Here is a 24,851-nt window from a genome sequence, read left to right on the forward strand (position 1 = left end):
ACGCCGACCGGGCACTTCGTGCCCGTGTCGAGGCACGAAGTGCCCGGTCGGCGGGCGTGACGGGCACGAAGCGCCCGCTCACGTGCAGTGGGTCAGGCGGGGAAGGTCTCGCCCTTCTCCGCCATCTCGCGCAGGCGCGCCGTCGGGCGGAAGCGCTCGCCGTAGGCCTCGGCCAGCTCGTCGGCGCGCGCCACGAAGGCGGCCAGGCCGACCGGCCCGACGCCGTGGCCGGTGTCGTCGAGCGCCTGCCAGCCGGTCATGAACTGGGCCGCACCGCCGGTGAGCGCCGGGAAGCCGATGCCCATGATCGAGCCGATGTTGGCCGCGGCTGCGGAGGTGATGACGCCCTCCTCGAAGCACTTCGCGGTCTCCAACGCCTCGATGAACAGCATCCGGTCGCGGATGTCGCGGATCGGGATCTGCTGCTCGGCAACCGGGAACGTCTCGGCGAGCCCGGGCCACAGCGCCGTACGGCGGCCGTTCTCGTCGTAGTCGTAGAAGCCCGCGCCCTTGAGCCGCGAGGGCCGGCCGAGGCCGATCATCGTGGAGATGACCTCACCCGCGGGGTAGTCGCCGAGGTCGGTGCCCTCGCGCGCGGCTGCGTCCTCGGTGGCCTTGCGGATCTTGGCCATCAGCTCCATGTTGAGCTCGTCGCTGATCTGCAGCGGCCCGACCGGGAAGCCCGCCGACGTCGCGGCCCGCTCCAGCGAGACCGGGTGCACGCCCTCGGCGAGCATCGCCAGGCCCTCGTTGATCTGCGTGCCGATGACGCGCGAGGTGTAGAAGCCGCGCGAGTCGTTGACCACGATCGGCGTCTTGCGGATCTGCTGGACCACGTCGTACGCCTTGGCGAGCGCCGCGTCGGAGGTCTCCGCGCCGCGGATGATCTCCACGAGCGGCATCTTGTCGACGGGGCTGAAGAAGTGCAGGCCGATGAAGTCGGCGGGGCGGTCCACGCCGGTCGCGAGCTCGGTGATCGGCAGGGTCGAGGTGTTGGAGCACAGCAGCGCGTCCGCGTCGACGTACGGCGCGACCTCGGCGAAGACCTTGGCCTTGAGCGACGGGTCCTCGAAGACGGCCTCGATGACCAGGCCACAGCCGGCGAGGTCGGCCGCGTCGGCGGTCGGGGTGATGCGCGCGAGCAGCTCGTCGGCCTTGTCCTGGCTGATCTTGCCGCGCTCCACGCCCGTGGCGTTGAGCTTGGCGGTGTACGCCTTGCCGCGCTCGGCCGCCTCGAGAGAGACGTCCTTGAGCACGACCTGCATCCCGGCACGGGCGCAGGAGTAGGCGATGCCGGCGCCCATCATCCCGGCGCCGAGGACGGCGACCTTGGTGGCCGTCCACTTCTCGATGCCCTGCGGGCGCAGCGATCCGGAGTTGATCGCCTGGAGGTCGAAGAAGAAGGCCTGGATCATGTTCTTGGCCTGCTGGTTGACGACCAGGTTGGTGAAGTAGCGGCTCTCGATGCGCGAGGCGGTGTCGAAGTCGACCTGCGCGCCCTCGACCGCGGCGCTCATGATCGCGCGGGGCGCCGGGTAGACCGCGCCCTTGGTCTGCTTGCGCAGCAGCGCTGGGAAGGCCGGCAGGAACTGCGCGAGCGCCGGCGTCCTCGGGGTGCCGCCGGGCATCTTGTAGCCGACGCGGTCCCACGGGTTCTTCGCCGCGTCCTCGTCGTCCTTGTGCTCGAGGATCCACGCCTTCGCGGCGGGCAGGAGCTCCTCGCGGGTCGGCACGACCTCGTCGATGAGCCCCTTGGCCAGCGCGCCCTGCGGGTCGAACTGGGTGCCCGGCATGAGGACGTCCATCAGCGCGGACTGGAGGCCCAGCATGCGTACGACGCGGGTGACGCCGCCGCCGCCGGGCAGCAGGCCGAGAGTCGACTCGGGCAGGCCGATCTTGACCGAGCGGTCGTCGACGGCGATGCGGTGGTTGGCCGCGAGCGCGATCTCGAGGCCGCCGCCGAGGGCGGCGCCGTTGATGGCGGCGACCACCGGGCGGGGGAAGGTCTCCAGCCGGCGGAGGCTGGACTTGACCGCCTCGCCCACCGCGAAGATCTCCTCGGCGTCGGCGGGCGTCGCCTTCATCATGTTCTTGAGGTTGCCGCCGGCGAAGAACGTCTTCTTCGCGCTGGCCAGCACGACGCCGGTGACGTCGTCGACCTCGTCGTGCAACCGCTGGACGGCTGCCTCCATCGAGGCCTGGTAGAGCTCGTTCATCGTGTTGGCGCTGGCCGTCGGGTCGTCGAGGGTCAGCGTGACGATGCCGTCGGCGTCGCGGTCGTAGCGGACGGCGGTCTGCGTCTCAGTGGTGCTCATCGGGTGGGTCTCCTTCGCGCCGCCCAGGTGGCGGCACATTGCACGTTGAGGTGGGCGCCGGCTGCGATGTGCCGCCACCATCGGTGGGGTGGGTCAGACGAGCTCGACGATCGTGGCGATGCCCATGCCGCCGCCGACGCAGAGCGTGGCGAGGCCGCGCTTCTGGTCGCGGCGGGCGAGCTCGTCGACGAGGGTGCCGAGGATCATCGCGCCGGTGGCGCCGAGCGGGTGGCCCATCGCGATGGCGCCGCCGTTGACGTTGGTGACGTCATGGCTGATGCCCATGTCACGCATGAACCGCATCGCGACGGCGGCGAAGGCCTCGTTGATCTCCCACAGGTCGATGTCGTCGACCTCGAGGCCGGCACGGGAGAGCGCCTTGCGGGCGGCCGGGGCGGGGCCGGTGAGCATGATCGTCGGGTCGGCGCCCGACACGGCGGTCGAGATGATCCGGGCGCGCGGCGTCAGGCCGAGCGACGTGCCGACCTCCTCGGTGCCGATCGCCATCACGGCCGCGCCGTCGACGATGCCCGAGGAGTTGCCGGCGTGGTGGACGTGGTCGATCGCGGGGATCCAGTGGTACTTCTCCAGCGCCACGTCGTCGAAGCCGGCGTCGCGACCGATCTGGGCGAACGACGGCTTGAGGCCGGCGAGGCCCTCGACGGAGGTGTCGGGGCGCACGGTCTCGTCGCGGTCCAGGATCGTGACCCCGCTGACGTCGCGCACGGGGATGACGGAGCCGTCGAAGTAGCCGTTGGCCCACGCCTTCGCGGCGCGGTGGTGCGACTCCGCGGCGTACGCGTCGACGTCGGCGCGGCTCCAGCCCTCGATCGTGGCGATCAGGTCGGCGCCGATGCCCTGCGGGACGAAGCCGGTCTCCAGCGCGGTGGCGGGGTCCATCGCCCAGGCGCCGCCGTCGCTGCCCATCGGCACGCGGCTCATCGACTCGACGCCACCGGCGATGACGAGGTCCTCGAAGCCCGATCGCACGCGCTGGGCGGCCTGGTTGACGGCCTCGAGGCCGGAGGCGCAGAAGCGGTTGAGCTGCACGCCCGCCACGGTCTCGGGATAGCCGGCCTTGAGGGCGGCGGTCTTGGCGATGTCGCCGCCCTGGTCGCCGATGGGGGTCACGACACCGAGCACGACGTCGTCGACGCGGGCCGGGTCGAGCGTGGGGTTGCGGGTCTTGAGCTCGTCGAGGAGTCCGACGACCAGGTCCACCGGCTTGACCTCGTGCAGCGAGCCGACGGCCTTGCCGCGGCCACGAGGTGTGCGGATGTGGTCGTAGACGAATGCTTCTGCCATGCGGCTGATTGTGACACCATTACTGTCACAGTCCAACAGGTGTGGCGCAGGTCACCCGGGTCCGGGACGAGCGGCACGAGAGGATGGGCGGGTGGACACCGAGCTGCTGACGCTGGACGAGCTGACGGAGCGTACGGGCGTGAGCGCGCGCAACGTGCGCTTCTACGCCTCCCGCGGGCTCGTCCCCGCACCCGTGCGCCGCGGCCGCTCGGGCTACTACGGGCCCGACCACATCGCGCGGCTCGAGCTGGTCCGCGAGCTGCAGGGCCACGGCTTCACGCTCTCGGCCATCGAGAAGTACGTCGAGCGGATCCCCGCGACCGCCACCCCCTCCGACATCGCACGCCACCTCTCGCTGCTGGCGCCGGTGACCGGCGACCGCGACGTCGACGTGTCGGGCGACCTGTCGGGGATGGGCATCTCCCCCGACGCGGCCCAGGCGGTGGCGGAGGTCTACGCCGCGCACGGCCGCCAGGTCGCCGAGGAGCTCTCGGAGATCGTGCGCACCAAGGTGTGGCCGCAGTTCCGCGAGGCCGGCTACACCGCCGAGCAGCTGCGTGAGTTCATCCACCGGCTCAAGCCGCTGACCATCGCCGGCCTGGTCACGGCCTACGAGCAGGCGATCGACGAGAGCCACGCGGCGTACGAGAGGAAGCAGCCGGGCGAGGCGCCCCCGACCTGAGAGTCCACCCCGTCCAGGCGACGACGACGAGGGCCAGCACCGCCCGCTGCCAGCTGACCGCGCCGGCGACGACGTACGCCCCCGCGGTCACGGCGACCAGCCACCCGGGCGCGGGGCCGGGGCGCGGTCGCACGAGGTCGTGGGCGAGCACCGCGAAGCCCGCCAGCGCGAACGCGGTCGCTGCCACGACGAGGCCGTCGAGCAGCGGCACGGCGAGGGCGAGCAGCGCCAGGCTCGCGCCGACGTCGAGGCCGGGGTCGCGGCGGCGCAGCTCGAGGAGGAGGACCACGAGGCCGACGACGGCGAGGAAGTCCCACGCGTCCAGGGCGCGCACGAGGCGTACGTCGTCGGCCCCGCCCCCCAGGTCGAGGACGAGCACCGCGACGGTGAGCACCTGCCCCACGGTGAACAACGCGACCGCGAGCACGGTCAGCGCGTGCCGGCCGAGGATCGCGGCCAGCGACGCGACCGCTCCGAGGAGCGCAACCGCGCTCGCGAGCAGCACGGCGTGACTGGCCACCCACGCCGCCGGGTGCGAGCCGTCGACCGCGGGCCGCGCGTGGCTCCAGCGCAGCCACGCCTGCCCCAGCAGCTGGGTGGCCGCGGCGGTGACGAGGAGGGTGGCGGCGGCGCGGCGTACGGACGGCGAGGCGGCGAGGGGCGTCGGGCTCACCGGCCCATCATGGTGCAGCGGAGCCGGACGGGGCGCGCACCTCGTCCCGTCCGCCCGGGTGTCGTCACCGTGACCGGGAGGATGGAAGGCTGTCGAGGTGCTGGCCCGTCCTCGACCCTGCGACCCCGACCCCGAACGCCGATGACCGGGGGCGCGGTCTACCTCATCCTGGGCCTGTCGCTGCTCGTGACGACGGTCCTCCCCCACGTGAGCCGGCGTGTGGCCCTCTCGCCGCCGATGGTGCTCGTCGGCATCGGGCTCGTCGTCGGCCTGCTCCCCCTCGGCGAGGACATCAGCCTGCAGCCGGAGGACAACCGCGAGCTCATCACCCACGTCACCGAGTTCACCGTGCTGGTCTCGCTCATGGGCGTCGGTCTCGCGATCGACCGGGTCCTCGACGTGCGGTCCTGGCGGTCGTGGCGCTCGTGGTCGCCGGTGTGGCGGCTGCTGCTCGTCACGATGCCGCTGACGATCCTCGGCACGATGCTCCTCGGGTGGTGGGTGGCGGGCCTCGCCCCCGCCGTGGCGCTCCTGCTCGGCGCGGTCCTCGCCCCCACCGACCCCGTGCTGGCCTCCGACGTCCAGGTCGGCGAGCCGCTCACGGAGGACGTCGCCGAGGCCGAGGAGCACGAGGGCGTCGAGGAGGACGACGACATCCGGTTCGCCCTCACCGCCGAGGCGGGGCTCAACGACGGTCTCGCCTTCCCCTTCGTCCACCTCGCGCTCCTGCTCCTCGCCGGCGGGATCGGGCTCGCGGAGGCCGTCACGTGGGTCGGCTGGTACGTCGTCGGCAAGATCGCGCTCGGCCTGGCCGTGGGGTGGGGTGCGGGGTGGCTCTTCGGCCGGCAGGCCTTCCACGCCAGGAACGAGAACCTCCGGTTGGCCGACGCCGGCGAGCCGCTCCTCGCGCTCGCCGCCCTGCTGACGTCGTACGGCGCCGCCGAGCTCGTCGGGGGCTACGGCTTCCTCGCGGTCTTCACGTGCGCGGTGGGCCTGCGCTCCTCCGAGCGCGGCCACTCCTACCAGCGCGCGATGCACGCCGTCGTCGAGCGCCTCGAGCGGTTGATGACGCTGCTGGTGCTGCTGCTGCTCGGCATGGCGATGACCCGCGGCCTGCTGGACCACCTCGACTGGCGCGGCGTCGGGGTGGCGCTGGCGCTCGTGCTCGTCGTGCGGCCGCTGGCCGGCTTCGTGGCGCTGGCCGTACGGCCCCGCGACGAGCGGGAGGACGGGGGGCTCGACCGCGGCGAGGTCATGGCCGTGTCGTTCTTCGGGGTGCGCGGCGTGGGTTCGCTCTACTACCTGGGCTACGCCGTCACCCACGAGCACGTGCCGGACGAGCCGTGGCTGTGGTCGACGGTCGCCTTCACCGTCATCGTCTCGGTGCTGCTGCACGGCGTGACCGCCACACCGGCGATGGACCGGATCGACGCCCGCCGCGGCCGCACCGGCGCGCGCGGATGAGCCCCGCTGCTGGCGCGGGCTGACACGATGGTCGCCATGGCCACCGTTCTCGTGACCGGCGCAACCGGCTTCATCGGCCGCCGGCTCGTCCCCGCCCTGCTCGACGCCGGGCACGACGTCCGCGCAATGACGCGACGTCCCGACTCCTACGACGGGCCCGGCGAGCCGGTCGGCGCCGACGTGGCGGACCGTGCGTCGCTCGACGCGGCGCTGCGCGGGGTCGACGTCGCGGTCTACCTCGTGCACTCCCTCGACGACCCCGACTTCGAGCGCAAGGACGCCGAAGCGGCGCGCAACTTCAGCGCGGCCGCCGCGGGTGCCGGGGTGAAGCAGATCGTCTACATGGGCGGCCTCGGCGACGACGACGACGACCTGTCGGCGCACCTGCGCTCGCGCCGCGAGGTCGAGCACCTGCTCGGCGGCGACGGCGTGCCGGTCACGGTGCTGCGGGCCGCGATCGTGGTCGGCCACGGCGGCATCTCGTGGGAGATCACCCGTCAGCTGGTCAAGAACCTGCCGGCGATGGTGGTGCCCAAGTGGGTGCACACGCGCACCCAGCCGATCGCGCTCGACGACGTCGTCCGCTACGTCGTCGGCGTCGTCGACCACCCCGACGCCATCGGCCGGGTCTTCGAGATCGGTGGCACCGAGCAGCTGACCTACCTCGAGATGATGGAGGTCGCCGGCGAGCTCATCAACGGCCGCTCGATCCCGATCGTCACGGTCCCGGTGCTCACGCCGCGGCTGTCGTCACGCTGGCTCGCGCTCGTCACCGACGTCGACGCCACGACCGGGCGCAACCTCATCGACTCGATGTCGCACGAGGTCGTCGTGAAGGACACCTCGATCCGCGACGTCGTGCCGGGCGAGCCGCTGTCCTACCGCGAGTCCGTACGCCGGGCGCTGGCCGAGCGCGAGGCCGCCGGCGCCTGACCCGGCAGCGCGGCCGGCGGCTCCGCCGGCTCAGGCGAACAGCAGCGGTAGCACGAAGAGCATCGACAGCGACCAGGTGATGTGGGTGAGGATCGGCGCCAGCACGCCGCCGCTCGCCCGCCGCTCCAGGCCGCACACCGCGCCGATCACGATCGCGGCGAAGCCCAGCATGATGTTGCCCGTCGCGAGGGTCGCCACGACGTAGGCGAGCGTCGTCCACAGCACCGGGTGGCGCGGGATCGCGGCGTACATCGCGCCGCGGAAGAAGAGCTCCTCGGCGATGCCGTTGAAGAACGTGATGATCGCCAGCACGGTCAGCGAGCCCTCGTCGGCGTACGCCAGGACCGAGCTGACGTAGTCGGCGAGCGGCTCGATCTCGCGCACCACCAGCGCGCCCAGGACGAAGATCCCCACCAGCAGCAGGCCGAGCAGGATCGGCGCCACCACCGGCCGGATCAGGCCCTCCCCGTGCGCGATGCGGCCCAGGTGCAGGCGCCCGGACAGGAACGCGCCGGCGGCCCACACGCCCGCCAGGACGACGGCGGCGACGTAGAAGACGTTGCTGCCCGGCTCGAGGCGCAGCGACCAGCCGAGGACAGCGGCACCGACCAGGACGACGACGGCGGCGACGAGCTGGCGTCGACGGAAGGCGGCGTCGGTGTCGCGCTGGTCGCGCGGCACCACGTCCCACAGCGAGCGCCGGATGAAGGTCCGCATGGCCTCCAGCCTAGGAGCCCGCCAACAGCTCGCGGACGCGCGGGACGACTTCCTCGCCGTAGAGCCGTACGGACTCCAGGCGCTGGTCGTGCGGCAGGGAGCCGACGGAGTACTTCAGCTGGAAGCGCGAGAGGCCGAGCGTGCGGGCGGCCCAGGCGATCTTCTGCGCGACCGTCTCCGGCGAGCCGACGAACAGCGCGCCCTGCGGGCTCGCGGCCTGCTCGAACTGGATCCGGGAGTACGGCGGCCAGCCGCGCTCGCGGCCGAGGCGGGTGTAGAGGTCGGCCTGGTGGGGGTAGAGCTGCTCGCGCGCCTCCTCGTCCGTCGCGGCGACGTGACCGGGCGAGTGCATGCCCACCGGCAGCTCGGGCAGCTCCATGCGGCGCAGCGCGTCGCGGTAGAGGTCGGCGAGCTGGACGAAGGCGGCCGGCGAGCCGCCGATGACCGCGAGCATGAGCGGCATGCCGTACTGCGCGGCGCGCACCACCGACTGCGGGGTGCCGCCGACGCCGATCCACGCCGGCAGCCGGCCCGCGGCGGTCGTCGGGAAGACCTGCTTGTCGACCAGCGGCGGGCGGACGGTGCCCTCCCAGGTCACCGGCTCCTCGCGCTGGAGCGCGGCGAAGAGGTCGAGCTTCTCGGCGAAGAGCCGGTCGTAGTCGGACAGCTCGAGGCCGAACAGGCCGAAGGACTCGATGAACGAGCCCCGGCCCAGCTGCACCTCCGCGCGTCCGCCGGACACGGCGTCGAGGGTGGCGAAGCGCTGGTAGACCCTGATCGGGTCGTCGGAGGAGAGCACGGTGACGCCGCTGCCGAGCCGGATCCGCTCGGTCTGCCCGGCGATGGCGGCCAGGACGACGTCGGGCGCGGAGATGGCGTAGTCGGGGCGGTGGTGCTCACCGAGGCCGATGTAGTCGATGCCGACCCGGTCGGCGAGGACCGCCTCGGCCACGACCTCGCGCAACGTCTGCGGGTGGTTGCCCGGCGCGCCGTCGAGCGACGCGTCGCCGAACGTGTCGAGGCCCAGGGTGGGCCGCTCGCGCGTACCGAGGACGCTGTGGTCGAAGTCGGGCATGACGCTCCTTCGTGTGTGGTTGAAGGGTCAACCACGAGGCCTGCCCGGGCATTCCGGCAGTCCTCTTCGTGCGCTTCTCCCCCGTTGCAACGGGCTGGAACCTCACCAACCACCGGTTGACCGGTGGTTCCGACGAGGGGACCCGGAGACGACCTCGCCCCTGAGTCTCGGAGGAGACTCAGGGGCGAGGGACGACTGGCTGGGGTCAGCGACCGCGGCTGAAGGACGACGCGCTGTGCCCGCGGCCGCCGCCGGAGGTTCCGCCGGACTGTCCGCCCGACTGGCCACCGGACCGACGACGACGGTTGCCGCCACCCTGGCTGCCACCGGCCGACGAGCCGCCGCCGGACGGGCCGCCCGAGCGACGGCGCTGGCCGCCACCGCCGGACCCGCCGCCGGGGGTCTCGCTGGTGTAGCTGGTCGGGTTGCCGCGGCGCGACTGCCCGTTGGTCTGGCCGGACCGGCGGGCGCGCTTGCGCTGCGCGTTGGCGCCGGTGGACCGTCCGCCGCCGCCGGACGCGGGGGCCTCGACGACGAGGCCGCCGGGCACCAGCGTGCGCTCGCCGGGGGCGAGCTGGACCAGGACGGGGTGGTCGGGTCCGTGGACCTTGGTCGTGGTCGGCTTGATGCCGGCCTGACGGGTCAGGTCGCGCACGTCGCGCTGCTGCTCGTCGGTCATGAGCGTGATGACGGTGCCCTCGTTGCCCGCGCGCGCCGTACGGCCCGAGCGGTGCAGGTAGGCCTTGTGCTCGACCGGCGGGTCGGCGTGCACGACCAGCGACACGTCGTCGACGTGGATGCCGCGCGCGGCGATGTCGGTGGCGACCAGCGTCGTGGCGGTGCCCGAGTGGAAGGCCTCCATGTTGCGGGTGCGCGCGTTCTGCGACAGGTTGCCGTGCAGCTCGACGCTCGGCACGCCCGACTTGTTGAGCTGGCGGGCGAGCGCCTTCGCGCCGTACTTGGTTCGGGTGAACACGACCGTACGGCCGGGCGCGCTGGTCAGGTCGACCAGCACCGGCACCCGCTGCTCGCGGGTCAGGTGCAGCACGTGGTGGTGCATGGTGGCGACCGGCGACTGCGCCGAGTCGGCCTCGTGGGTGACGGGGTTGGTCAGGAAGCGCTTGACCAGGACGTCGATCGCCTTGTCGAGCGTCGCCGAGAACAGCAGGCGCTGACCCGACTGCGGGGTCTTGTCCATGATGCGGCGAACGCCGGGCAGGAACCCGAGGTCGGCCATGTGGTCGGCCTCGTCGAGGACGGTGATCTCCACGGCGGAGAGGTCGGCGTGGCCCTGGCCCATGAGGTCCTCGAGGCGACCGGGGCAGGCGATGACGATGTCGACGCCCTTCTTGAGCGCGGTCACCTGCGGGTTCTGGCCGACGCCGCCGAAGACGGTGCGGGTGGTGAGGCCCGTCGCCTTGGCCAGCGGGGCGAGGGAGGCCTCGATCTGGCCGACCAGCTCGCGGGTCGGGGCCAGGATGAGCGCCCGGGGCTTGCGCGGCATGGCCGGCAGCTTGCTCGCGTCGAGGCGGGCGACCAGCGGGAGCAGGAAGCCGTACGTCTTGCCGGAGCCGGTGCGGCCACGGCCGAGGACGTCGCGGCCGGCGAGGCTGTCGGGCAGCGTCGCGGCCTGGATCGGGGTGGGAGTGGTGATGCCCTGCTGCTCGAGGATCTGGACGAGCGAGGAGGGGACGCCGAGGTCGGCGAAGGTCATGTGACTGCTTTCGGTTGGCGTCTCGCCACCGTGAGCCGCAGTCCCGGATGGACCGGTGTGGTGCGGCGTACGTGCCTCAGTGTGAGGGAGGGTGCCGCGCCGAGCGTGTCGGGCGGCGACCTGCGCCCGGGGCAAGACCGGCCGGGCGTCTGAGGTCCCAACGCTAGCGGTACGCGCGGTGTTCCGGTGAATCCCGCGCGGTGTGCGACGAGTCTCAGTCGCGCGACCGGCCGCCAGTAGCACCATGAAGGCAGTTCACCCGTCCGGGTCGAGCGGCCACGCCCAGCACTCGGGCAGGCGGCCCGAACTGCCTTCATGGTGCGGGCTCAGGCGCAGCAGACCGCGCCGGCCGCAGCGGGCTCGGCGGGCTGCGCCGCGGTGGGCGCGTCGTCGGTGATCGTGTAGACCTCCCACCGCTCGCCGTCAGGCGTCCCCTGCACCCAGAACTTGTCCTGCTTGGCGTAGCAGCAGGTGGTGTCGCGCTCCTCGGTCGTGGCGAAGCCGGCCGCGGCGAGGCGCGTCAGCTCGGCGTCGACCGTGTCGACGTCCTCCACCTCGACGCCGAGGTGGTTGATGCTCCCGCCCTTGCCCGCGTTCTCGATGAGGACGAGCTTGAGCGGCGGCTGGGCGACCGCGAAGTTGGCATAGCCGGGGCGCACCTTGTGCGGCTCGGTGCCGAAGAGCGTGGAGTAGAAGTCGATCGACGTCTCGAGGTCGTCGACGTTGAGGGCGAGCTGCAGGCGGGGCATGGTGTTCCTCCGTAGATATTGATGGATGTCGATGTCCTGACCTTGCACCAGGACATCGACATCTGTCAATATCTATCTGTGTCGAAGTCTTCGCTGACCCTCACCCCTGCCGAGACCGTCGCCTGCTGCTCGCCCCTGGCGCGCGAGCCGCTGTCGGTCGACCAGGCCGAGCGCGTGGCGCCGCTGCTCAAGGCGCTCGCGGACCCGGTGCGGCTGCGGCTGGTCTCGATGGTCGCTGCGAGCGAGGGCGGCGAGGCCTGCGTCTGCGACCTCACCGACGCCTTCGACCTCTCCCAGCCGACGATCAGCCACCACCTCAAGGTGCTGCACGAGGCAGGCCTGCTCGACCGGAGCAAGCGCGGCGTGTGGGTCTACTACGCCGTACGCCGCGAGGTGCTGGCCGACCTCTCGGCGCTGCTCGGCGGGACGGCGTGAGCGCCGGCCGGGGCTGACCAGGATACCCGGACCTGCCCGGAGGAGACGTCAGGCGCTGTCGCGCCGCACGAGCGTCGGCGGGATGATCAGCCGCATCGGGTGCGCCGAGTCGGGGTCGTCGACGCGCTCGAGGAGCAGGCGGGTCGCGCGCTCGGCCATCTCGGTGACGGGCTGCCGCACGGTGGTGAGCGGCGGCGAGGTGCGCTCGGCGACGCCGAGGTCGTCGAAGCCGACGACCGCGATGTCCTCGGGGACGCGGCGCCCGAGCCCGGCCAGCACCCGCAGCGCACCGGCGGCCATCAGGTCGGACGCGACGACGAGCCCGTCGAGGTCGGGGTGGCGCTCCATCAGCGCGCGGGTCGCGGCCTCGCCGCCGTCCTCGGTGAAGTCGCCGTGCTCCACGGCGTCGGCCGGCAGCCCGGCCGCCGCCATCGCCTGGCGCCAGCCGGCGAGCCGGTCCTCCGCGGCGGTCATGTCGGCCGGCCCGGCGACGGTGCCGATGCGGGTGCAGCCCCGCGCGAGCAGGAGCTCGGTGACCTCGCGCTCCCCCGCGGTGTTGTCGACGTCGACGTACGCCACCCGGTCGCCGCCGGTCCACGGCCGGCCGCCGAAGACGCAGGGCAGCCCGATGTCGGCGAGGTGCTCGGCGAGGCGGTCGTCGCGGTGGTGGGAGGTGACCAGCGCGCCGTCGACGTGCCGGTTGGTCAGGTAGCGCAGCGTGCGCGCGGTGGACGCCCCCGGCCGTGCCAGCAGCAGCACCAGCTGGATGTCGCGCTCGGCGAGCACCCGGTTGACCCCGCGCAGCGTGCCGGCGAAGAACGGGTCGGAGAAGACCCGGTCGTCGGGCTCGGGCACGACGACGGCGATCGAGTCCGTACGCCGGGTGACGAGGCTGCGCGCGGCCGGGTTCGGGACGTAGCCCAGGGTCCGCACCGCGGCGTCGACGGCCGCCTGCGCGCGGGCGCTGACCCGGTTGCCGCCGTTGATCGCCCGCGACGCGGTCGCACGGGAGACCCCCGCGACCCGCGCGACCTCGTCGAGGGTCGGCGAGGCCGACCCTGCTGGTCTCGACGTGGTGCGGGGCGTGGTCACACCGTCACGCTAGCTGCCGGGCCCCTCGGTCGCGGGCAGGACTCCGGTGCGAGCCACGTCGGCGTACCAGTGGGCGCTCGACTTGGGCGTGCGCTGCAACGTCTCGTAGTCGACGTGCACCAGCCCGAAGCGCTTGGCGTAGCCGAAGGCCCACTCGAAGTTGTCGCAGAACGACCACTGGAAGAAGCCGCCCACGTCGACGCCCTCCTCGATCGCGCGGTGGACCGCCCGGAGGTAGGAGTCGAGGAACGCGATCCGGTCGGGGTCGTGGACGCGACCGTCCGCGTCGACCCGGTCGTCGAAGGCCGCACCGGTCTCGGTGAGGTGGATCGGCAGGCGCGGGTACTCGTCGTGGAGGCGCCGCAGCAGGCGGTGGAGGCCGTCGGGCTGGATCTCCCACCCCATGTCGGTGACGGGCAGGCCGCGGCTGGGGAAGGTGACGTGCTCGGAGCCGACGAACGGCGACAGCGACACGCGGTCGGGGTGGTCCGCCCCGATGCCGACGACGTCCGTGCGCGGGTGACCCGAGACCTCGTTGCCGTGGTAGTAGTTCACGCCCAGCACGTCGATCGGGGTCGAGGTCGTGGCGAGGTCGCCGTCGCGCACCACGTCGTACCAGGGCTTGTCCTGCCACAGCAGGTGGGCGGTGTCGTCGAGCACGTCGGCTGGGTACGCACCGCGGAAGACCGGGTCGAGGAAGAACCGGTTGTGCAGGCCGTCGATGCGGCGCGCGGCGTCGACGTCCACGGGGTCGGCCGGGTCGCTCGGGTCGGCGACGGTGAGGTTGAGGCTGAGGCCGAGCCGGTCGGCGCCGCGGCTGCGCAGCTCCTGCACGGCCATGCCGTGGGCGAGCAGCAGGTGGTGCCCGGCGACCAGGCCGGCCGCGCCCTCCTGCCGGCCGGGGGCGTGGTGGCCCGCGGAGTAGCCGAGGAACGCCGAGCACCACGGCTCGTTGAGGGTGGTCCAGGTCGGGACCCGGTCGCCGAGGGCCTCGTGGACCGAGATCGCGTACTCCACGAAGCGGTGGGCGGTGTCGCGGTTGGTCCAGCCGCCCGCGTCCTCGAGCACCTGCGGCAGGTCCCAGTGGTAGAGGGTCAGCCACGGTGCGATGTCGTGCGCGAGGAGCTCGTCGACGAGCCGGTCGTAGAACGCGAGGCCGGCGGGGTTGACCGGCCCGGCGTCCGGGCGTACGCGCGGCCACGCCACCGAGAAGCGGTAGGTGGTGGCGCCGAGGTCGGCGAGCAGGGCGACGTCGTCGGCCATCCGGTGGTAGTGGTCGCAGGCCACGTCGCCGGTGTCGCCGTTCATCACCGCGCCCGGGACCCGGGAGAAGGTGTCCCAGATCGAGGGTGTGCGGCCGTCCTCGGCCACCGCGCCCTCGATCTGGTAGGACGCGGTCGCCATCCCCCAGCCGAAGCCGGTCGGGAACCGGACGGAGGGGGCCGGGTCGGCCCCGGTGGCGGTGCGGATCGTGGTGGGGACGCTCATCCCTTGACTGCTCCTTGCATGATGCCGGCGACCATCTGGCGACCGGTGAGGACGAAGAGGACCAGCAGCGGGATCGTCGACAGGGTCGCGCCGGCGAGCACCAGGCTGTAGTCGACGTAGTAGCCGCTCTGCAGCTGCTGGAGTGCGATCTGGACCGTCGGGTTGCTGGCCGGCAGCACGATCAGCGGCCAGAAGAAGTCGGTCCAGGTGGCCATGAAGGTGAACAGCCACAGGATCCCGGCGGCCGGACGTGCCGCGGGCAGCGCCACCGTCCAGAAGGTCCGGAAGAGCGAGCACCCGTCGACCCTGGCCGCGTCGACCAGCTCGTCGGGGACCGCGTCGAGGAGGTACTGGCGCATGAAGAAGACGCCGAAGGCGGTGACCAGGCTGGGCACGATGAGCGCCCAGACCGACCCGACCCAGCCGAGCTTGGCCATGACGATGAAGAGCGGGATCACGCCGAGCTGGGTGGGCACGGCCAGCGTCGCCACGACGAAGACCAGCATCGGCGTACGGCCGCGGAAGCTGAGCTTGGCGAACGCGAAGCCCGCCAGCGTCGAGAAGAACACGACCGAGGTGGCGACCGTGCCGGAGACGATGAGGCTGTTGGCCAGCGCCTTCCAGAACGGGACCGCGTCGATCGCCCGCTGGGCGTTCTCCCAGAAGTGTCCGCCCGGCAGCAGCGGCGGCACCCGCTTGGTCAGCACCTCGCGGTTGTGCGAGCCGACGAGGAAGGACCAGTAGAGCGGCGCGCACGAGCCGAGCACGAACGCGGTGAGCAGTCCGTAGACGAAGAAGCCTGGACGGCGGTTCATCGGCGGACTCCCTTCGTGGTGATCTTCTTCGTCGAGCCGGCGGCGCGGCGACTGAGCAGCAGGTTGAGCAGGGCGAAGACGATGATGATCAGGAAGAGCAGCCAGGCCACGGCCGAGGCCATGCCGAGGTCGCGCACCCGCCAGCCGAGCTCCCAGAGGTACATCGTCAGCGTCTGGTACTGGCGGTCCGCGCCGCCGAGGCCCTGGGTGTCGAAGAGCCGCGGCTCGGCGAAGATCTGCAGGCCGCCGATGGTGGAGGTGATGATCACGAAGATCACCGTCGGGCGGATCATCGGCACCGTGATGGAGACGAACTGGCGTACGCGCCCGGCCCCGTCGAGCGAGGCCGACTCGTAGACGTCGCGCGGCACGGCCTGCATGGCGGCGAGCAGGATCAGCGCGTTGTAGCCGGTCCAGCGCCAGTTGACCATCGAGGCGATCGCGACGTGGCTGGCGAGGGTGTCGACGTGCCAGCGGATCGGGTCGAGCCCGATCCACTGGATGACCTCGTTGGCCAGGCCGTAGCGGTCGCCGTAGAGGTTGCCGAAGATCAGCGCCACGGCGGCGGGCGCCACCACGAAGGGCAGCAGCACGCTCATCCGCCACAGGGTCCGGGCCCGCAGCTGGGTGTCCAGCAGGCCCGCGAGGGCCAGGGCGATGAGCACCTGCGGCACCGACGACAGCAGGAAGATGCTGATGGTGTTGCGCAGGGCGTTCCAGAAGTAGCGGTCCTCCAGCACCCGGCGGTAGTTGTCGAGCCCGCTGAAGGCGCCCTGCCCCGAGAGCAGGCCCCACTCGTGCACCGAGACCCATGCCGTGTAGCCGAGCGGGAACATCCCGACGACCAGGAACAGCAGGAAGAACGGTGAGACGAAGACGTAGGGCGTGACCTTGACGTCCAGCATCGTCAGACGCTGTCGCCAGGCCGCGCGCTCGTCGACGTCACGTCGCGGCCCCTGCCCGGGGGGCCGTGAGCCGGCCGGGGACACCGAGGAGGCGCCGGTGTCCCCGACTGGCTGCACGGCAGCGGAACCCGCCTTCATCGCGAAGGTCAGCCGAGCCGCCCGATGTCGGCGAGGAAGGAGTCCCAGGCCTCGTCGGCCGACTCCTGACCCTCGTCGACACGCTGGATGGCCTGCTGGAACGCGGTGTTGATGTCGGCGAACTTCGGACCCTTGTGGGCGATGAACGGCACGGCCTCGGCGCGGTCGGCGAGGATCTCACCGGTGGGCGCGTCGTTGAAGAACTCGTTGGTCGAGCCGGTCAGGGCCGGGTCGTCCAGGGCGTCGACCTGGCTCGGGAAGGTGCCCTTGGCCTGGAAGGCCTTGATCTGCTGCTCGGGAGCGGTCAGCCACTTGGCCAGCTCCTTGGACTCCTCGGTGTGCTCGCCCTGGGCGGGCACGGTGAGGTAGGAGCCGCCCCAGTTGCCGCCGCCGCCGGGGAAGACGTTGGCGATGTCCCAGCCCTCGACGCCGGCCGCGTTGCCCTCGATGACGCCGAGCATCCAGCCCGGGCAGGCCATCGTGGCGAAGCCGTTGTCCTGGAAGGACGCGGTCCAGTCCTCGCTCCACTGCGTCAGGCCGGTGGAGAGGCCGTCGGCGGCGTTGGCGGTGATGGTCTCGAAGACCTCCTTCACCTCCGGGTTCTCGGCGGCGATGACGGTGTTGTCCTCGTCCTCGAAGGAGTACTCGACCTGGTTGATCATGGCCTGCGCGGTGCCGCCGGACGAGTCGTACCAGGCGGTGTCGGGGACCTTGTCGACGAACTGTCGGCCGGCCTCGAAGTAGGAGTCCCAGTCGGTGAAGAGCTCGGCGACCTTGTCGCGGTCGGTGGGCAGGCCCGCCTTCTCGAACAGGTCGGCGCGGTAGCAGATGCCCTCGGGGCCGATGTCGGTGCCGTAGCCGATGAGCGCGCCGTCCGGAGTCGTGGCGGCCTCGTTCTTCCAGTCGAGCCAGCGACCCTCGACCTCGGGGTCGGAGAGGTCGACGAAGGCGTCGGACTCCTCCATGAGAGCCGACCACCAGTCGACCTCGACCGCCTCGATGTCGGAGAGGCCCGAGCCCGCGGCGAGCTTGGTGTAGAGGTTGTCCTGGTGCTCGTTGGCCGTGCCGGCCTTCTTCTGCTCGACGACGACGTCGTCCTGCATCGCGTTGTACTCCTCGATGAGCTCCTCGTAGCCGAACTCGTTGAAGGTCGCGACGGTGAGCTTGATCTTGCCGTCCGCCGTCGTGCCCTCGTCGTCACCGCCGCCGCCGCACGCAGCCGCGGTCGTCGCGAGGGTGAGCGCCAGGATCGCACTCGTGGCGAGTCGCACCCGCCGGGTCTTCTGGGTCTTCCGAACTGTCTGCACCGCTGCACTCCTGCCGTCCTGCCGGGCGCCGGGCTGGTCGCCGGCTCTGGTGAGATGGACGGTCCGAGCTGCTGTGAGAGCGCTTCCACTTCCGTCCGCGGAGCACTATGACTGCCGTCACAGGACGATGTCAACGGACCGTGTCGGATCGGCGCCGGGCTGAGCGTGAAACTGGTGGGAGCGCTCTCACCATGTGACACTCAGGACCAGCGCAGGACCCCGTCGTCGAGGCGGGCGGTGCGGATCGTGGCCGCGTCGCGCAGGTAGTCCTGCTTGAGCGACCACGGCGCGGACGTGCCCTGGCGGGGCAGCGTGTGGACCACCCGCTGGACGTAGCCGGCGTCGAAGTCCATGAGCGGCACCTCGTCCACCGAGCCGTCGCGCACCGGCACCACCGTCCGGGCACCGGTGGACCTCATCCGCCGCAGCACCCGGACGACGTACTCCCCGACGAGGTCGGCCTTGAGCGTCCACGACGCGTTGGTGTAGCCGACGGTGAAGGCGAAGTTGGGCACGCCCGAGAGCATCATCGCGCGGTAGGCCATCGTCTTGTGCGGCCTGACCGGCTCGCCGTCGACGCTGATCTCGGCGCCGCCGAAGAGCTGGAGGTTGAGGCCGGTCGCGGTGACCACGACGTCGGCCTCCAGGTGCTCCCCCGACTCGAGCGCGAGCCCGGTCTCGGTGAACGTCGCGGTCCGGTCGGTGACCACGGAGGCCGAGCCGTCGCGGATCGCCGCGAACAGGTCGCCGTCGGGGACCAGGCACATCCGCTGGTCCCAGGGGTCGTAGGCCGGCCGGAAGTGGGTGTCGACCGCGTAGCCCGGAGGCAGCGCCGCGATGGTGGCCTTGCGGACCATCCGGCGCACGAGGCGTGGCCGGTGCCGGCTGAGCCGGTAGAGCGCCGACTGCACGGCGATGTTCTTCCAGCGCACGACGCCGTAGGACCGGCGCTCGCCGACCAGCCGGGTCAGGCGTTCCTTCACCGCGTCGCGGCCGGGGACGGCGACGATGTACGTCGGCGAGCGCTGCAGCATCGTCACGTGGGCGGCGCCCGAGCGCGCCAGCGCCGGCACGAGCGTCACGGCCGTGGCGCCGGACCCGATCACGACCACCCGACGGCCGGTGACGTCGAGGTCCTCGGGCCAGTGCTGGGGGTGCACGACCTCGCCGCGGAAGCGGTCGACGCCCTCGAGGTGCGGCGTGTAGCCCTGGTCGTAGTCGTAGTAGCCGCTGCACGACCACAGGAAGTCGGCGGTCGTGGTGCGGCTCTCGCCTCCCTCGACCTCGGCGGTGACCGTCCAGCGCGCCGTCGCGGAGTCCCAGGACGCCGAGACGACCTTGTGGCCGTAGCGGATGTGGCGGTCCACGCCGTACTCGCGAGCGGTCTCGCGCACGTAGGCGAGGATCGAGGGACCGTCGGCGAGCGAGACGTCGCCGCGCCACGGCCGGAAGCGGTAGCCGAGGGTGTGCATGTCGGAGTCGGAGCGGATCCCGGGATAGCGGAACAGGTCCCAGGTGCCGCCGCTGGCCTCGCGTCGCTCGAGCACGGCGTACGACGTGCCGGGCAGGTCCTTGGCGAGGTGGGCCGCGGCGCCGATGCCCGAGAGGCCCGCGCCGACGATCAGCACGTCCACGTGCTCGTCGACCATCGCCACGCCTCGAGCCTAGGCGAGGGGTGCGCGCGGCCGGCGGAGGTCCCGGGCCATCGCCAGCAGCCCCAGCACGGGACCGGGCAGCAGGAGCCAGGCGACCTCGGGGCCGAGGTCGCCGACCGACGCCGACGTCCACGCGATGGCGCCGATGGTCAGTGCGAAGCCCAGGCCGTTCTGGATCGCCAGGGCGCTGCCGACGAGGTCGGGTGGGCAGGCGCGCGCGGAGAGCGCGCTGAACTGGGCCGAGTCGGCCACCACCGCCACGCCCCACACCAGCAGCACGGCGAGCACCAGCGGGACCGGTGCAGGCGCGAGCAGCGGGAACAGCAGGCAGACCGCCCCCGAGGTGGCCAGCGCGGTGGCCGCCACCCGGACCCCGCCGACCCGACGGCCCCACATCCCGCCGGCCACGCTGCCGGCGGCGCCGGCCGCGATCACCGCGAAGGTCCACGCACCGACCTCGCCCGCGCCGGCGTCGGCGTCGAGCAGGGGGACGAGCAGCAGCGGCACGAGGGTCCAGAAGGCGTACAGCTCCCACATGTGCCCGAAGTAGCCGAGCGCCGCACCGCGGTAGGCCGGGACCCGGAAGGCCTGCAGCACCGCGCCCGGCTGCAAGCGGGTCGCTCCCGGCCGGGGCAGGTGGGGGCCGTCGCCGAGCGCCACCACGACGGCGCCGGCCACGAGGGCGAGCGCGGAGGAGGTGAGCACGACCGCCTGCCAACCCCAGCCGACGCCGACGGCGGAGACGAGGTGCGGGAGGGCGGTGCCGAGGGTCAGCATGCCGACGAGCCAGCCGAGGGTCTCCCCGGCGCGGTCCGGGGCCCACGACACGACCAGCTTCATCCCCAGCGGGTAGATGCCGGCCAGGCACAGGCCGGTGCCGAACCGCCAGGCCGCCCCGGAAGCGGTGCCGTCCGCGAGCAGCGCGAAGCCGGCGTTGCTCGCCGCGCCCAGCACGCAGGCCACGCCGAAGATCCGGCTCGCCGGGAAGCGGTCGGCCAGGCTGGAGACGGCCGCGAGGACGGTGCCGATCGCGAACCCGGCCTGGACGGCGATGGTGAGCCGTCCGAGGGCGGCGTCGTCCAGCCCCCACGGCCCGCGCAGGTCGGCGGCCGCGGCGTTGGCGCTGAACCAGAGCGAGGTGCCGAGCAGCTGCGCGACGACCACGACGGCCACCGCGACCAGCGGTCGCGGCTGCCGGTCGACTCCCATGCCGTCAGCGTGCCAGAGCGGTCAGGTCCGGGCGTACAGCTCCACGAACCGCGCGAGCAGCCGCACCGGCTCGGTCACGACCGCCTCGCGCGCGGCCGCCTTGAGCTGCTCCTGCTCGTGCGGCTCGTAGTAGCCGTGGGCGCTGTAGGCGTCGATGCGGTCGCAGATCGCGACCGGGTCGAGCTCGGGGTGGAACTGGGTGGCGTAGACGTGGCGGCCGAGGCGGAAGGCATGGACCGGGCAGGTGTCGGTCGAGGCCAGCAGGACCGCCCCCTCGGGGAGCCGCGCGACGGCCTCCTTGTGGCCGAGGTAGGCGAGGAACTCGGCCGGGAGCGTGCCCAGGAGCGGGTCGGCGCGGCCCTCGTCGGTGAGCCGTACGGGCAGCGCGCCGATGGGTTCGCCGTACGTCCGGTCGACGATGCCGCCGGCCAGCGTGCCGAGCACCCCGACGCCGTAGCACGCGCCGAGGAAGGGGAAGTCGGCCCCGACGACCCGCAGGGCCAGCTCACGGAGCTCGGCCTCGGCGCGGCGCTGCACGGGTGACTTCGACTCCTCCGGGTCGGAGGCGTTGAACGGGCCGCCGCCCAGGACGATCCCCGACCAGTCGGCGAGGTCGACCTCGCCGAGCGGACCCGCCTCGAGGCGTACGCGCACGAGCTCCTCGGGGCGCAGGCCGGACCCGGTCAGCACCGCGTCGTACTCCTGCTGGGCGACGTCGTCCTCGGCGCGGGTGCCGAGGAAGAGGAAGGGGCGCACCGGCTCAGGCTTGCACGGCCGCGCCACTGTCGAGGAGGGCGTCCACGCCGTCCACGCCCCAGGCGACGAGTGCCTCGCGGGTGTGCTCCCCGGGGCGGGCCGGCGCGCGGCCGAGCTCGGCCCCGGTCCGGGAGAAGCGCGGCGCGGGGGCCGGCTGGGTGACGCCGTCGCGCTCGACGTACGTCCCCCGCGCGGCGAGGTGCGGGTGCCGCGGCGCGTCGGCGAGCGGTACGACGGCGGCGACGCAGGCGTCGGTGCCGTCGAACACCTCGCTCCACTCGGCCTGCGTCTTCTCGGCGAACCGCCGCACCAGGGCGCCGCGGATGGTCGTGTGATTCGCGGGGTCGTCGCGGTCGGGCAGGTCGACGCCGATGCGGGCGACCAGCTCGGCCCAGAACTGGGGCTCGAGCGCGCCGACGCTCATGTGCTGCCCGTCGGCGGTCTCGTAGAGGTCGTACCACGGGGTGCCGCCGTCGAGCAGGCCCGAGCGGCGCTCACCCGACGCCACGCCGAGGGCCGCGAACGTCCAGGCCATCGCGTTGAGGTGGGCCGTGCCGTCGACGATCGCGGCGTCGACGACCTGCCCCCGGCCGCTGGTGCGCGCCTCGAGGAGCGCGGCGAGGACGCCGATGACGAGGTAGGTCGAGCCGCCGCCGAAGTCGCCGAGCAGGTTGCCGGGGAAGTGCGGCCGGGCGCGGTCCTGGCCGAGGCCGTGGAGCGCGCCGGTGGTGGCGATGTAGTTCATGTCGTGGCCGGCGACGTGGCTCCACGGACCGTCCTGGCCCCAGCCGGTCATCCGGCCGTAGACCAGCCGCGGGTTGCGGGCGTGGCACTCGGCCGGTCCGAGGCCGAGGCGCTCGAGGGTGCCGGGGCGCATCCCCTCGACCAGCACGTCCGCCTGCTCGACCAGGTCGAGGACGGTGGCGACCGCGTCGGGGTGCTTGAGGTCGAGCGCGACGCTGGGGCGGCCGCGGTTGAGGACGTCCTTGTCCCCGAGGCTCATGATGCCGCCGCCGGGACGGTCGATCCGGATCACGTCGGCGCCGAGGTCGGCGAGCAGCATGCACGCGTGCGGGCCGGGCCCGATGCCGGCGACCTCGACCACCTTCACGCCCCGCAGCGGACCGGTGCCCTGCCCCAGCTCGTACGTCATGGGCCCGATCATGACACCGGTGCTGTCAGGGTCGCGAGGTCGGCGCCGCGGGTTCACCTGCGCGGCCATCGGGAAGGACGGACCCCATGGAGCAGGTCAACCTCACCCACGCCGCGTTCGCCCAGGCGATCCGCGACGTGCAGGACGCCGCGTCCCGGCTGCATCGCGACCGCGAGCGGATCGACGAGCGGGTGTCCGGCTACCTCGGCAGGGGCTGGACCGGGCTGGCCGCCGACTCCTTCGTCGACGCGTGGGCCGAGTGGAAGACCGGAGCGACCGACGTCCTCGAGGGACTCGTCGCGATGGGCGAGCTGCTCGACGCGACCCAGAGGGACTTCATCCAGCAGGACGACGCCTCGGAGCAGGCCATGAACCAGATCGCCGCACGCATCATCGATCGGCTCGGCTGAGCCGTGAGCGACGCCTTCACCATCGACCCCAACGAGCTCGACGCAGTTGTCGCCGACATCGCCCGCACGGAGGCCGCCCTCGAGACGCTCACCAACGACATCGAGCGGCAGATCGCCAAGCTCCACGAGTCGTGGGAGGGCCTCGCCGCCGTCGCCCAGCGCGAGGCGCAGGAGGAGTGGGAGCAGGGTCTGATGATCATGCGCCAGGCGCTCTCGGAGCTGCGCGCGGCCGCCGATCAGGCCAGCCGCAACTACACCGAGGCCGCCGACGCCAACCGGTCGATGTGGGAGTCACTCGGATGAGGCTCGAGGTCGACAGCGGTGGCTACGACTCAGCAGCCGAGGCGCTGGAGAGCGGCAACCCCGTCCTCGCCGGCGGCTACACCTCGCTCACCGGCAAGCTCGGCGGGTACTCCTCGATGGCCGGCGACGAGACCTCCTCCGAGGACTTCGTCAAGAACTACGACTCCGCAGCCGCCGAGACCGTCGCCGCATTCGCGGAGCTGACCACGGCGTTCGGCAACCTGTCTCTCCTCACCGCCGCGAGCGGCGCCAACCACCGCGAGGCCAACCGCAAGTCGGTCTACAAGAAGGCGGGTGTGCCCGCCGGGAACGACAAGGAACCCCAGCCCGAGATCGTCTCGACCGACACCCCGCCCAGCTCGGTCGGCGGCGACAACGCCGACATGCCGGAGTTCTGGAACCTCATCGTCGACCACCTCCAGGGCTGGGCCTGGCCCAGCGCCGACACGGGCAAGCTGCGCGAAGCGGCCTCGACCTGGCGTGCCGCGGCCGGCACCATCGACCGCGCACCGTCCTACGCGAGCGTGGCCTCCTCGCAGCTCGGTCGGCAGCGGTCGCCAGAGGTGGCCTTCGCCACGTCGGCGCTGCGGGAGTTGCGCACGAGCTCGACCGACCTCGCCGAGCAGTGCCGCGAGCTTGCGACGGCTTGTGACGACTATGCCGAGCAGGTCGACAAGACCCGCGAGACGATCAAGGACCTCGTCCGCGACCTCGCCATCGAGATCGGGGCCACTGCCGTGATCAGCGGCATCGCCAGCTTCGTGACCTTTGGTGGTGCCGCCGTCGTCGGAGGGGGTGTGGCAACGGCCCGTGCCGTCTCCTGCGCCAGGAACATCATCAAGGCACTGGTCGCGCTGAAGGCCGTACGTGCCGTCGCTGTCATGGCTCGCACCCTGCCCAAGGTGCGCGGCATCCGGACGGCGCTGAAGAAGTTCCAGACCATCCGCGCCGTGCGGCGGTCAGCCAAGAACGTCGACAAGCAGCTGTGGTCGCCCGGCCGATTCAGGTCGAACCCCAAGAACGCGTTCAAGCACTTCAAGAAGCACAAGGACGAGTTCCCCGAGCTCAAGAACTCCAAGGAGTACGTCGAGGCGGCGAAGAAGTTCATGACCGACCCGCCTGCCGGCACGTACACACGCGTGCGAGAACCGGGCGGTGACATCCTGCGCTACGACCCGAAGTCGGGGACGCTCGGGATCATGACCAAGGACGGCGTCATGAAGACGATGTTCAAGCCCGAGGCAGCCAAGGTGCAGCAGAACGGCTTCCGCGACGTCTGGGACTATTTCCTCCATGGGTAGCGCCAACAACTGCCGCGTGTGCGGCTACGACTGGGGCGAGCCGCCGTGGGGCGCCAGCGGGCAGGAGCCGACGTTCTGGATCTGTCCCTGCTGCGAGGTCGAGGCGGGCTACGAGGACATCACCCCGGTGGGGGCCAAGGCCTACCGGGCCGAGTGGCTCGCCAAGGGGGCGCCGTGGTCCGATCCGGACGAGCCGCACGACGGCCTCACCACCGAGAATCGCCTCACCCACGTCCCTCCCGGCTTCGAGTGACGGC

General features: G+C 72.2%; 24 protein-coding genes. 8 read left to right on the forward strand and 16 right to left on the reverse strand.

Annotated features, from left to right (window positions below; all coding sequences use genetic code 11):
- Positions 1–92 precede the first annotated feature (92 nt).
- Both IE200_RS01750 and IE200_RS01755 read right to left on the reverse strand, forming a co-directional pair.
- Positions 93–2,315 (reverse strand): 3-hydroxyacyl-CoA dehydrogenase NAD-binding domain-containing protein, encoded by a 2,223-nt coding sequence (locus IE200_RS01750; RefSeq protein ID WP_191277628.1) that lies wholly within the window; start codon positions 2,313–2,315, stop codon positions 93–95.
- A 93-nt stretch (positions 2,316–2,408) separates the two neighbouring features.
- Positions 2,409–3,620 carry an acetyl-CoA C-acetyltransferase gene (locus IE200_RS01755; protein ID WP_191277629.1) on the reverse strand — a complete coding sequence of 404 codons (1,212 nt, stop codon included), beginning with the start codon at positions 3,618–3,620 and terminating at the stop codon, positions 2,409–2,411.
- Between the two features lie 91 nt (positions 3,621–3,711).
- On the opposite strand from IE200_RS01755, the gene IE200_RS01760 reads away from it, so the two are divergent.
- The gene (locus IE200_RS01760) at positions 3,712–4,302 is read left to right on the forward strand and encodes a helix-turn-helix domain-containing protein (protein WP_229855955.1); all 591 of its coding nucleotides are present in this window, start codon (positions 3,712–3,714) and stop codon (positions 4,300–4,302) included.
- Here the strand turns inward: IE200_RS01760 and IE200_RS01765 are convergent.
- On the reverse strand, positions 4,223–4,975 hold the full coding sequence (locus tag IE200_RS01765) for a hypothetical protein (protein ID WP_191277631.1): 753 nt from the start codon (positions 4,973–4,975) through the stop codon (positions 4,223–4,225). The genes IE200_RS01760 and IE200_RS01765 overlap by 80 nt on opposite strands.
- Before the next feature lie 141 nt (positions 4,976–5,116).
- Between IE200_RS01765 and IE200_RS01770 the strand changes: the two genes are divergently transcribed.
- The gene (locus tag IE200_RS01770; RefSeq protein WP_191277632.1) at positions 5,117–6,439 is read left to right on the forward strand and encodes a cation:proton antiporter; all 1,323 of its coding nucleotides are present in this window, start codon (positions 5,117–5,119) and stop codon (positions 6,437–6,439) included.
- Between the two features lie 36 nt (positions 6,440–6,475).
- Positions 6,476–7,372 (forward strand): NAD(P)H-binding protein, encoded by an 897-nt coding sequence (locus tag IE200_RS01775; protein ID WP_229855956.1) that lies wholly within the window; start codon positions 6,476–6,478, stop codon positions 7,370–7,372.
- Between the two features lie 30 nt (positions 7,373–7,402).
- Here the strand turns inward: IE200_RS01775 and IE200_RS01780 are convergent, their stop codons facing one another.
- From IE200_RS01780 to IE200_RS01795, 4 genes are all read right to left on the reverse strand, one after another.
- Positions 7,403–8,089, reverse strand: a complete 687-nt coding sequence (locus IE200_RS01780) for a CPBP family intramembrane glutamic endopeptidase (protein ID WP_191277634.1) — start codon at positions 8,087–8,089, stop codon at positions 7,403–7,405.
- 10 nt (positions 8,090–8,099) lie between these two features.
- Positions 8,100–9,164: an LLM class flavin-dependent oxidoreductase gene (locus IE200_RS01785; protein WP_191277635.1), complete on the reverse strand. Its 1,065-nt coding sequence runs from the start codon at positions 9,162–9,164 to the stop codon at positions 8,100–8,102.
- Between the two features lie 205 nt (positions 9,165–9,369).
- Entirely contained in the window at positions 9,370–10,878 is a 1,509-nt protein-coding gene (locus tag IE200_RS01790; RefSeq protein ID WP_191277636.1) for a DEAD/DEAH box helicase, read from the reverse strand.
- A 326-nt stretch (positions 10,879–11,204) separates the two neighbouring features.
- Positions 11,205–11,627 (reverse strand): ArsI/CadI family heavy metal resistance metalloenzyme, encoded by a 423-nt coding sequence (locus IE200_RS01795; RefSeq protein ID WP_191277637.1) that lies wholly within the window; start codon positions 11,625–11,627, stop codon positions 11,205–11,207.
- A gap of 21 nt (positions 11,628–11,648) precedes the next feature.
- Between IE200_RS01795 and IE200_RS01800 the strand changes: the two genes are divergently transcribed.
- Positions 11,649–12,062: an ArsR/SmtB family transcription factor gene (locus tag IE200_RS01800; RefSeq protein ID WP_191277638.1), complete on the forward strand. Its 414-nt coding sequence runs from the start codon at positions 11,649–11,651 to the stop codon at positions 12,060–12,062.
- A 48-nt stretch (positions 12,063–12,110) separates the two neighbouring features.
- Here the strand turns inward: IE200_RS01800 and IE200_RS01805 are convergent, their stop codons facing one another.
- The 9 genes from IE200_RS01805 to IE200_RS01840 all read right to left on the reverse strand — a co-directional run bounded on the left by IE200_RS01805 (position 12,111) and on the right by IE200_RS01840 (position 22,580).
- On the reverse strand, positions 12,111–13,154 hold the full coding sequence (locus IE200_RS01805; RefSeq protein WP_191277639.1) for a LacI family DNA-binding transcriptional regulator: 1,044 nt from the start codon (positions 13,152–13,154) through the stop codon (positions 12,111–12,113).
- 9 nt (positions 13,155–13,163) lie between these two features.
- The gene (locus tag IE200_RS01810) at positions 13,164–14,642 is read right to left on the reverse strand and encodes a GH1 family beta-glucosidase (RefSeq protein ID WP_191277640.1); all 1,479 of its coding nucleotides are present in this window, start codon (positions 14,640–14,642) and stop codon (positions 13,164–13,166) included.
- Positions 14,639–15,457 (reverse strand): carbohydrate ABC transporter permease, encoded by an 819-nt coding sequence (locus IE200_RS20530; protein WP_229855958.1) that lies wholly within the window; start codon positions 15,455–15,457, stop codon positions 14,639–14,641. Before IE200_RS20530 ends, IE200_RS01810 begins: the two co-directional genes overlap by 4 nt.
- Positions 15,454–16,362, reverse strand: coding sequence for a carbohydrate ABC transporter permease (locus IE200_RS20535; RefSeq protein WP_229855960.1), 909 nt, complete (start codon positions 16,360–16,362; stop codon positions 15,454–15,456). Before IE200_RS20535 ends, IE200_RS20530 begins: the two co-directional genes overlap by 4 nt.
- A gap of 146 nt (positions 16,363–16,508) precedes the next feature.
- Complete coding sequence (locus IE200_RS01820; protein WP_229855961.1) at positions 16,509–17,807, reverse strand: extracellular solute-binding protein; 1,299 nt, start codon at positions 17,805–17,807, stop codon at positions 16,509–16,511.
- A gap of 200 nt (positions 17,808–18,007) precedes the next feature.
- On the reverse strand, positions 18,008–19,456 hold the full coding sequence (locus tag IE200_RS01825) for a flavin-containing monooxygenase (protein WP_191278128.1): 1,449 nt from the start codon (positions 19,454–19,456) through the stop codon (positions 18,008–18,010).
- Between the two features lie 15 nt (positions 19,457–19,471).
- The gene (locus tag IE200_RS01830; protein ID WP_191277641.1) at positions 19,472–20,671 is read right to left on the reverse strand and encodes an MFS transporter; all 1,200 of its coding nucleotides are present in this window, start codon (positions 20,669–20,671) and stop codon (positions 19,472–19,474) included.
- A gap of 21 nt (positions 20,672–20,692) precedes the next feature.
- Entirely contained in the window at positions 20,693–21,427 is a 735-nt protein-coding gene (locus IE200_RS01835; protein ID WP_191277642.1) for a glutamine amidotransferase, read from the reverse strand.
- Positions 21,428–21,431: 4 nt separating this feature from the next.
- A complete protein-coding gene (locus IE200_RS01840) occupies positions 21,432–22,580 on the reverse strand; it encodes a CaiB/BaiF CoA transferase family protein (RefSeq protein ID WP_308432983.1) in 1,149 nt (382 codons plus the stop codon).
- A gap of 86 nt (positions 22,581–22,666) precedes the next feature.
- Between IE200_RS01840 and IE200_RS01845 the strand changes: the two genes are divergently transcribed.
- The 4 genes from IE200_RS01845 to IE200_RS01860 are packed head-to-tail and all read left to right on the forward strand — an operon-like array spanning position 22,667 to position 24,847.
- Entirely contained in the window at positions 22,667–22,990 is a 324-nt protein-coding gene (locus tag IE200_RS01845) for a WXG100 family type VII secretion target (RefSeq protein ID WP_191277643.1), read from the forward strand.
- A 3-nt stretch (positions 22,991–22,993) separates the two neighbouring features.
- Positions 22,994–23,293 carry a WXG100 family type VII secretion target gene (locus IE200_RS01850; RefSeq protein WP_191277644.1) on the forward strand — a complete coding sequence of 100 codons (300 nt, stop codon included), beginning with the start codon at positions 22,994–22,996 and terminating at the stop codon, positions 23,291–23,293.
- Positions 23,290–24,594, forward strand: a complete 1,305-nt coding sequence (locus tag IE200_RS01855) for a WXG100-like domain-containing protein (protein WP_191277645.1) — start codon at positions 23,290–23,292, stop codon at positions 24,592–24,594. Before IE200_RS01850 ends, IE200_RS01855 begins: the two co-directional genes overlap by 4 nt.
- Positions 24,587–24,847, forward strand: a complete 261-nt coding sequence (locus IE200_RS01860; RefSeq protein ID WP_191277646.1) for a hypothetical protein — start codon at positions 24,587–24,589, stop codon at positions 24,845–24,847. Before IE200_RS01855 ends, IE200_RS01860 begins: the two co-directional genes overlap by 8 nt.
- Positions 24,848–24,851: the final 4 nt, after the last annotated feature.

It is taken from the genome of Nocardioides flavus (ex Wang et al. 2016) (assembly GCF_014653115.1).
Classification (GTDB): Bacteria; Actinomycetota; Actinomycetes; order Propionibacteriales; family Nocardioidaceae; genus Nocardioides; species Nocardioides flavus.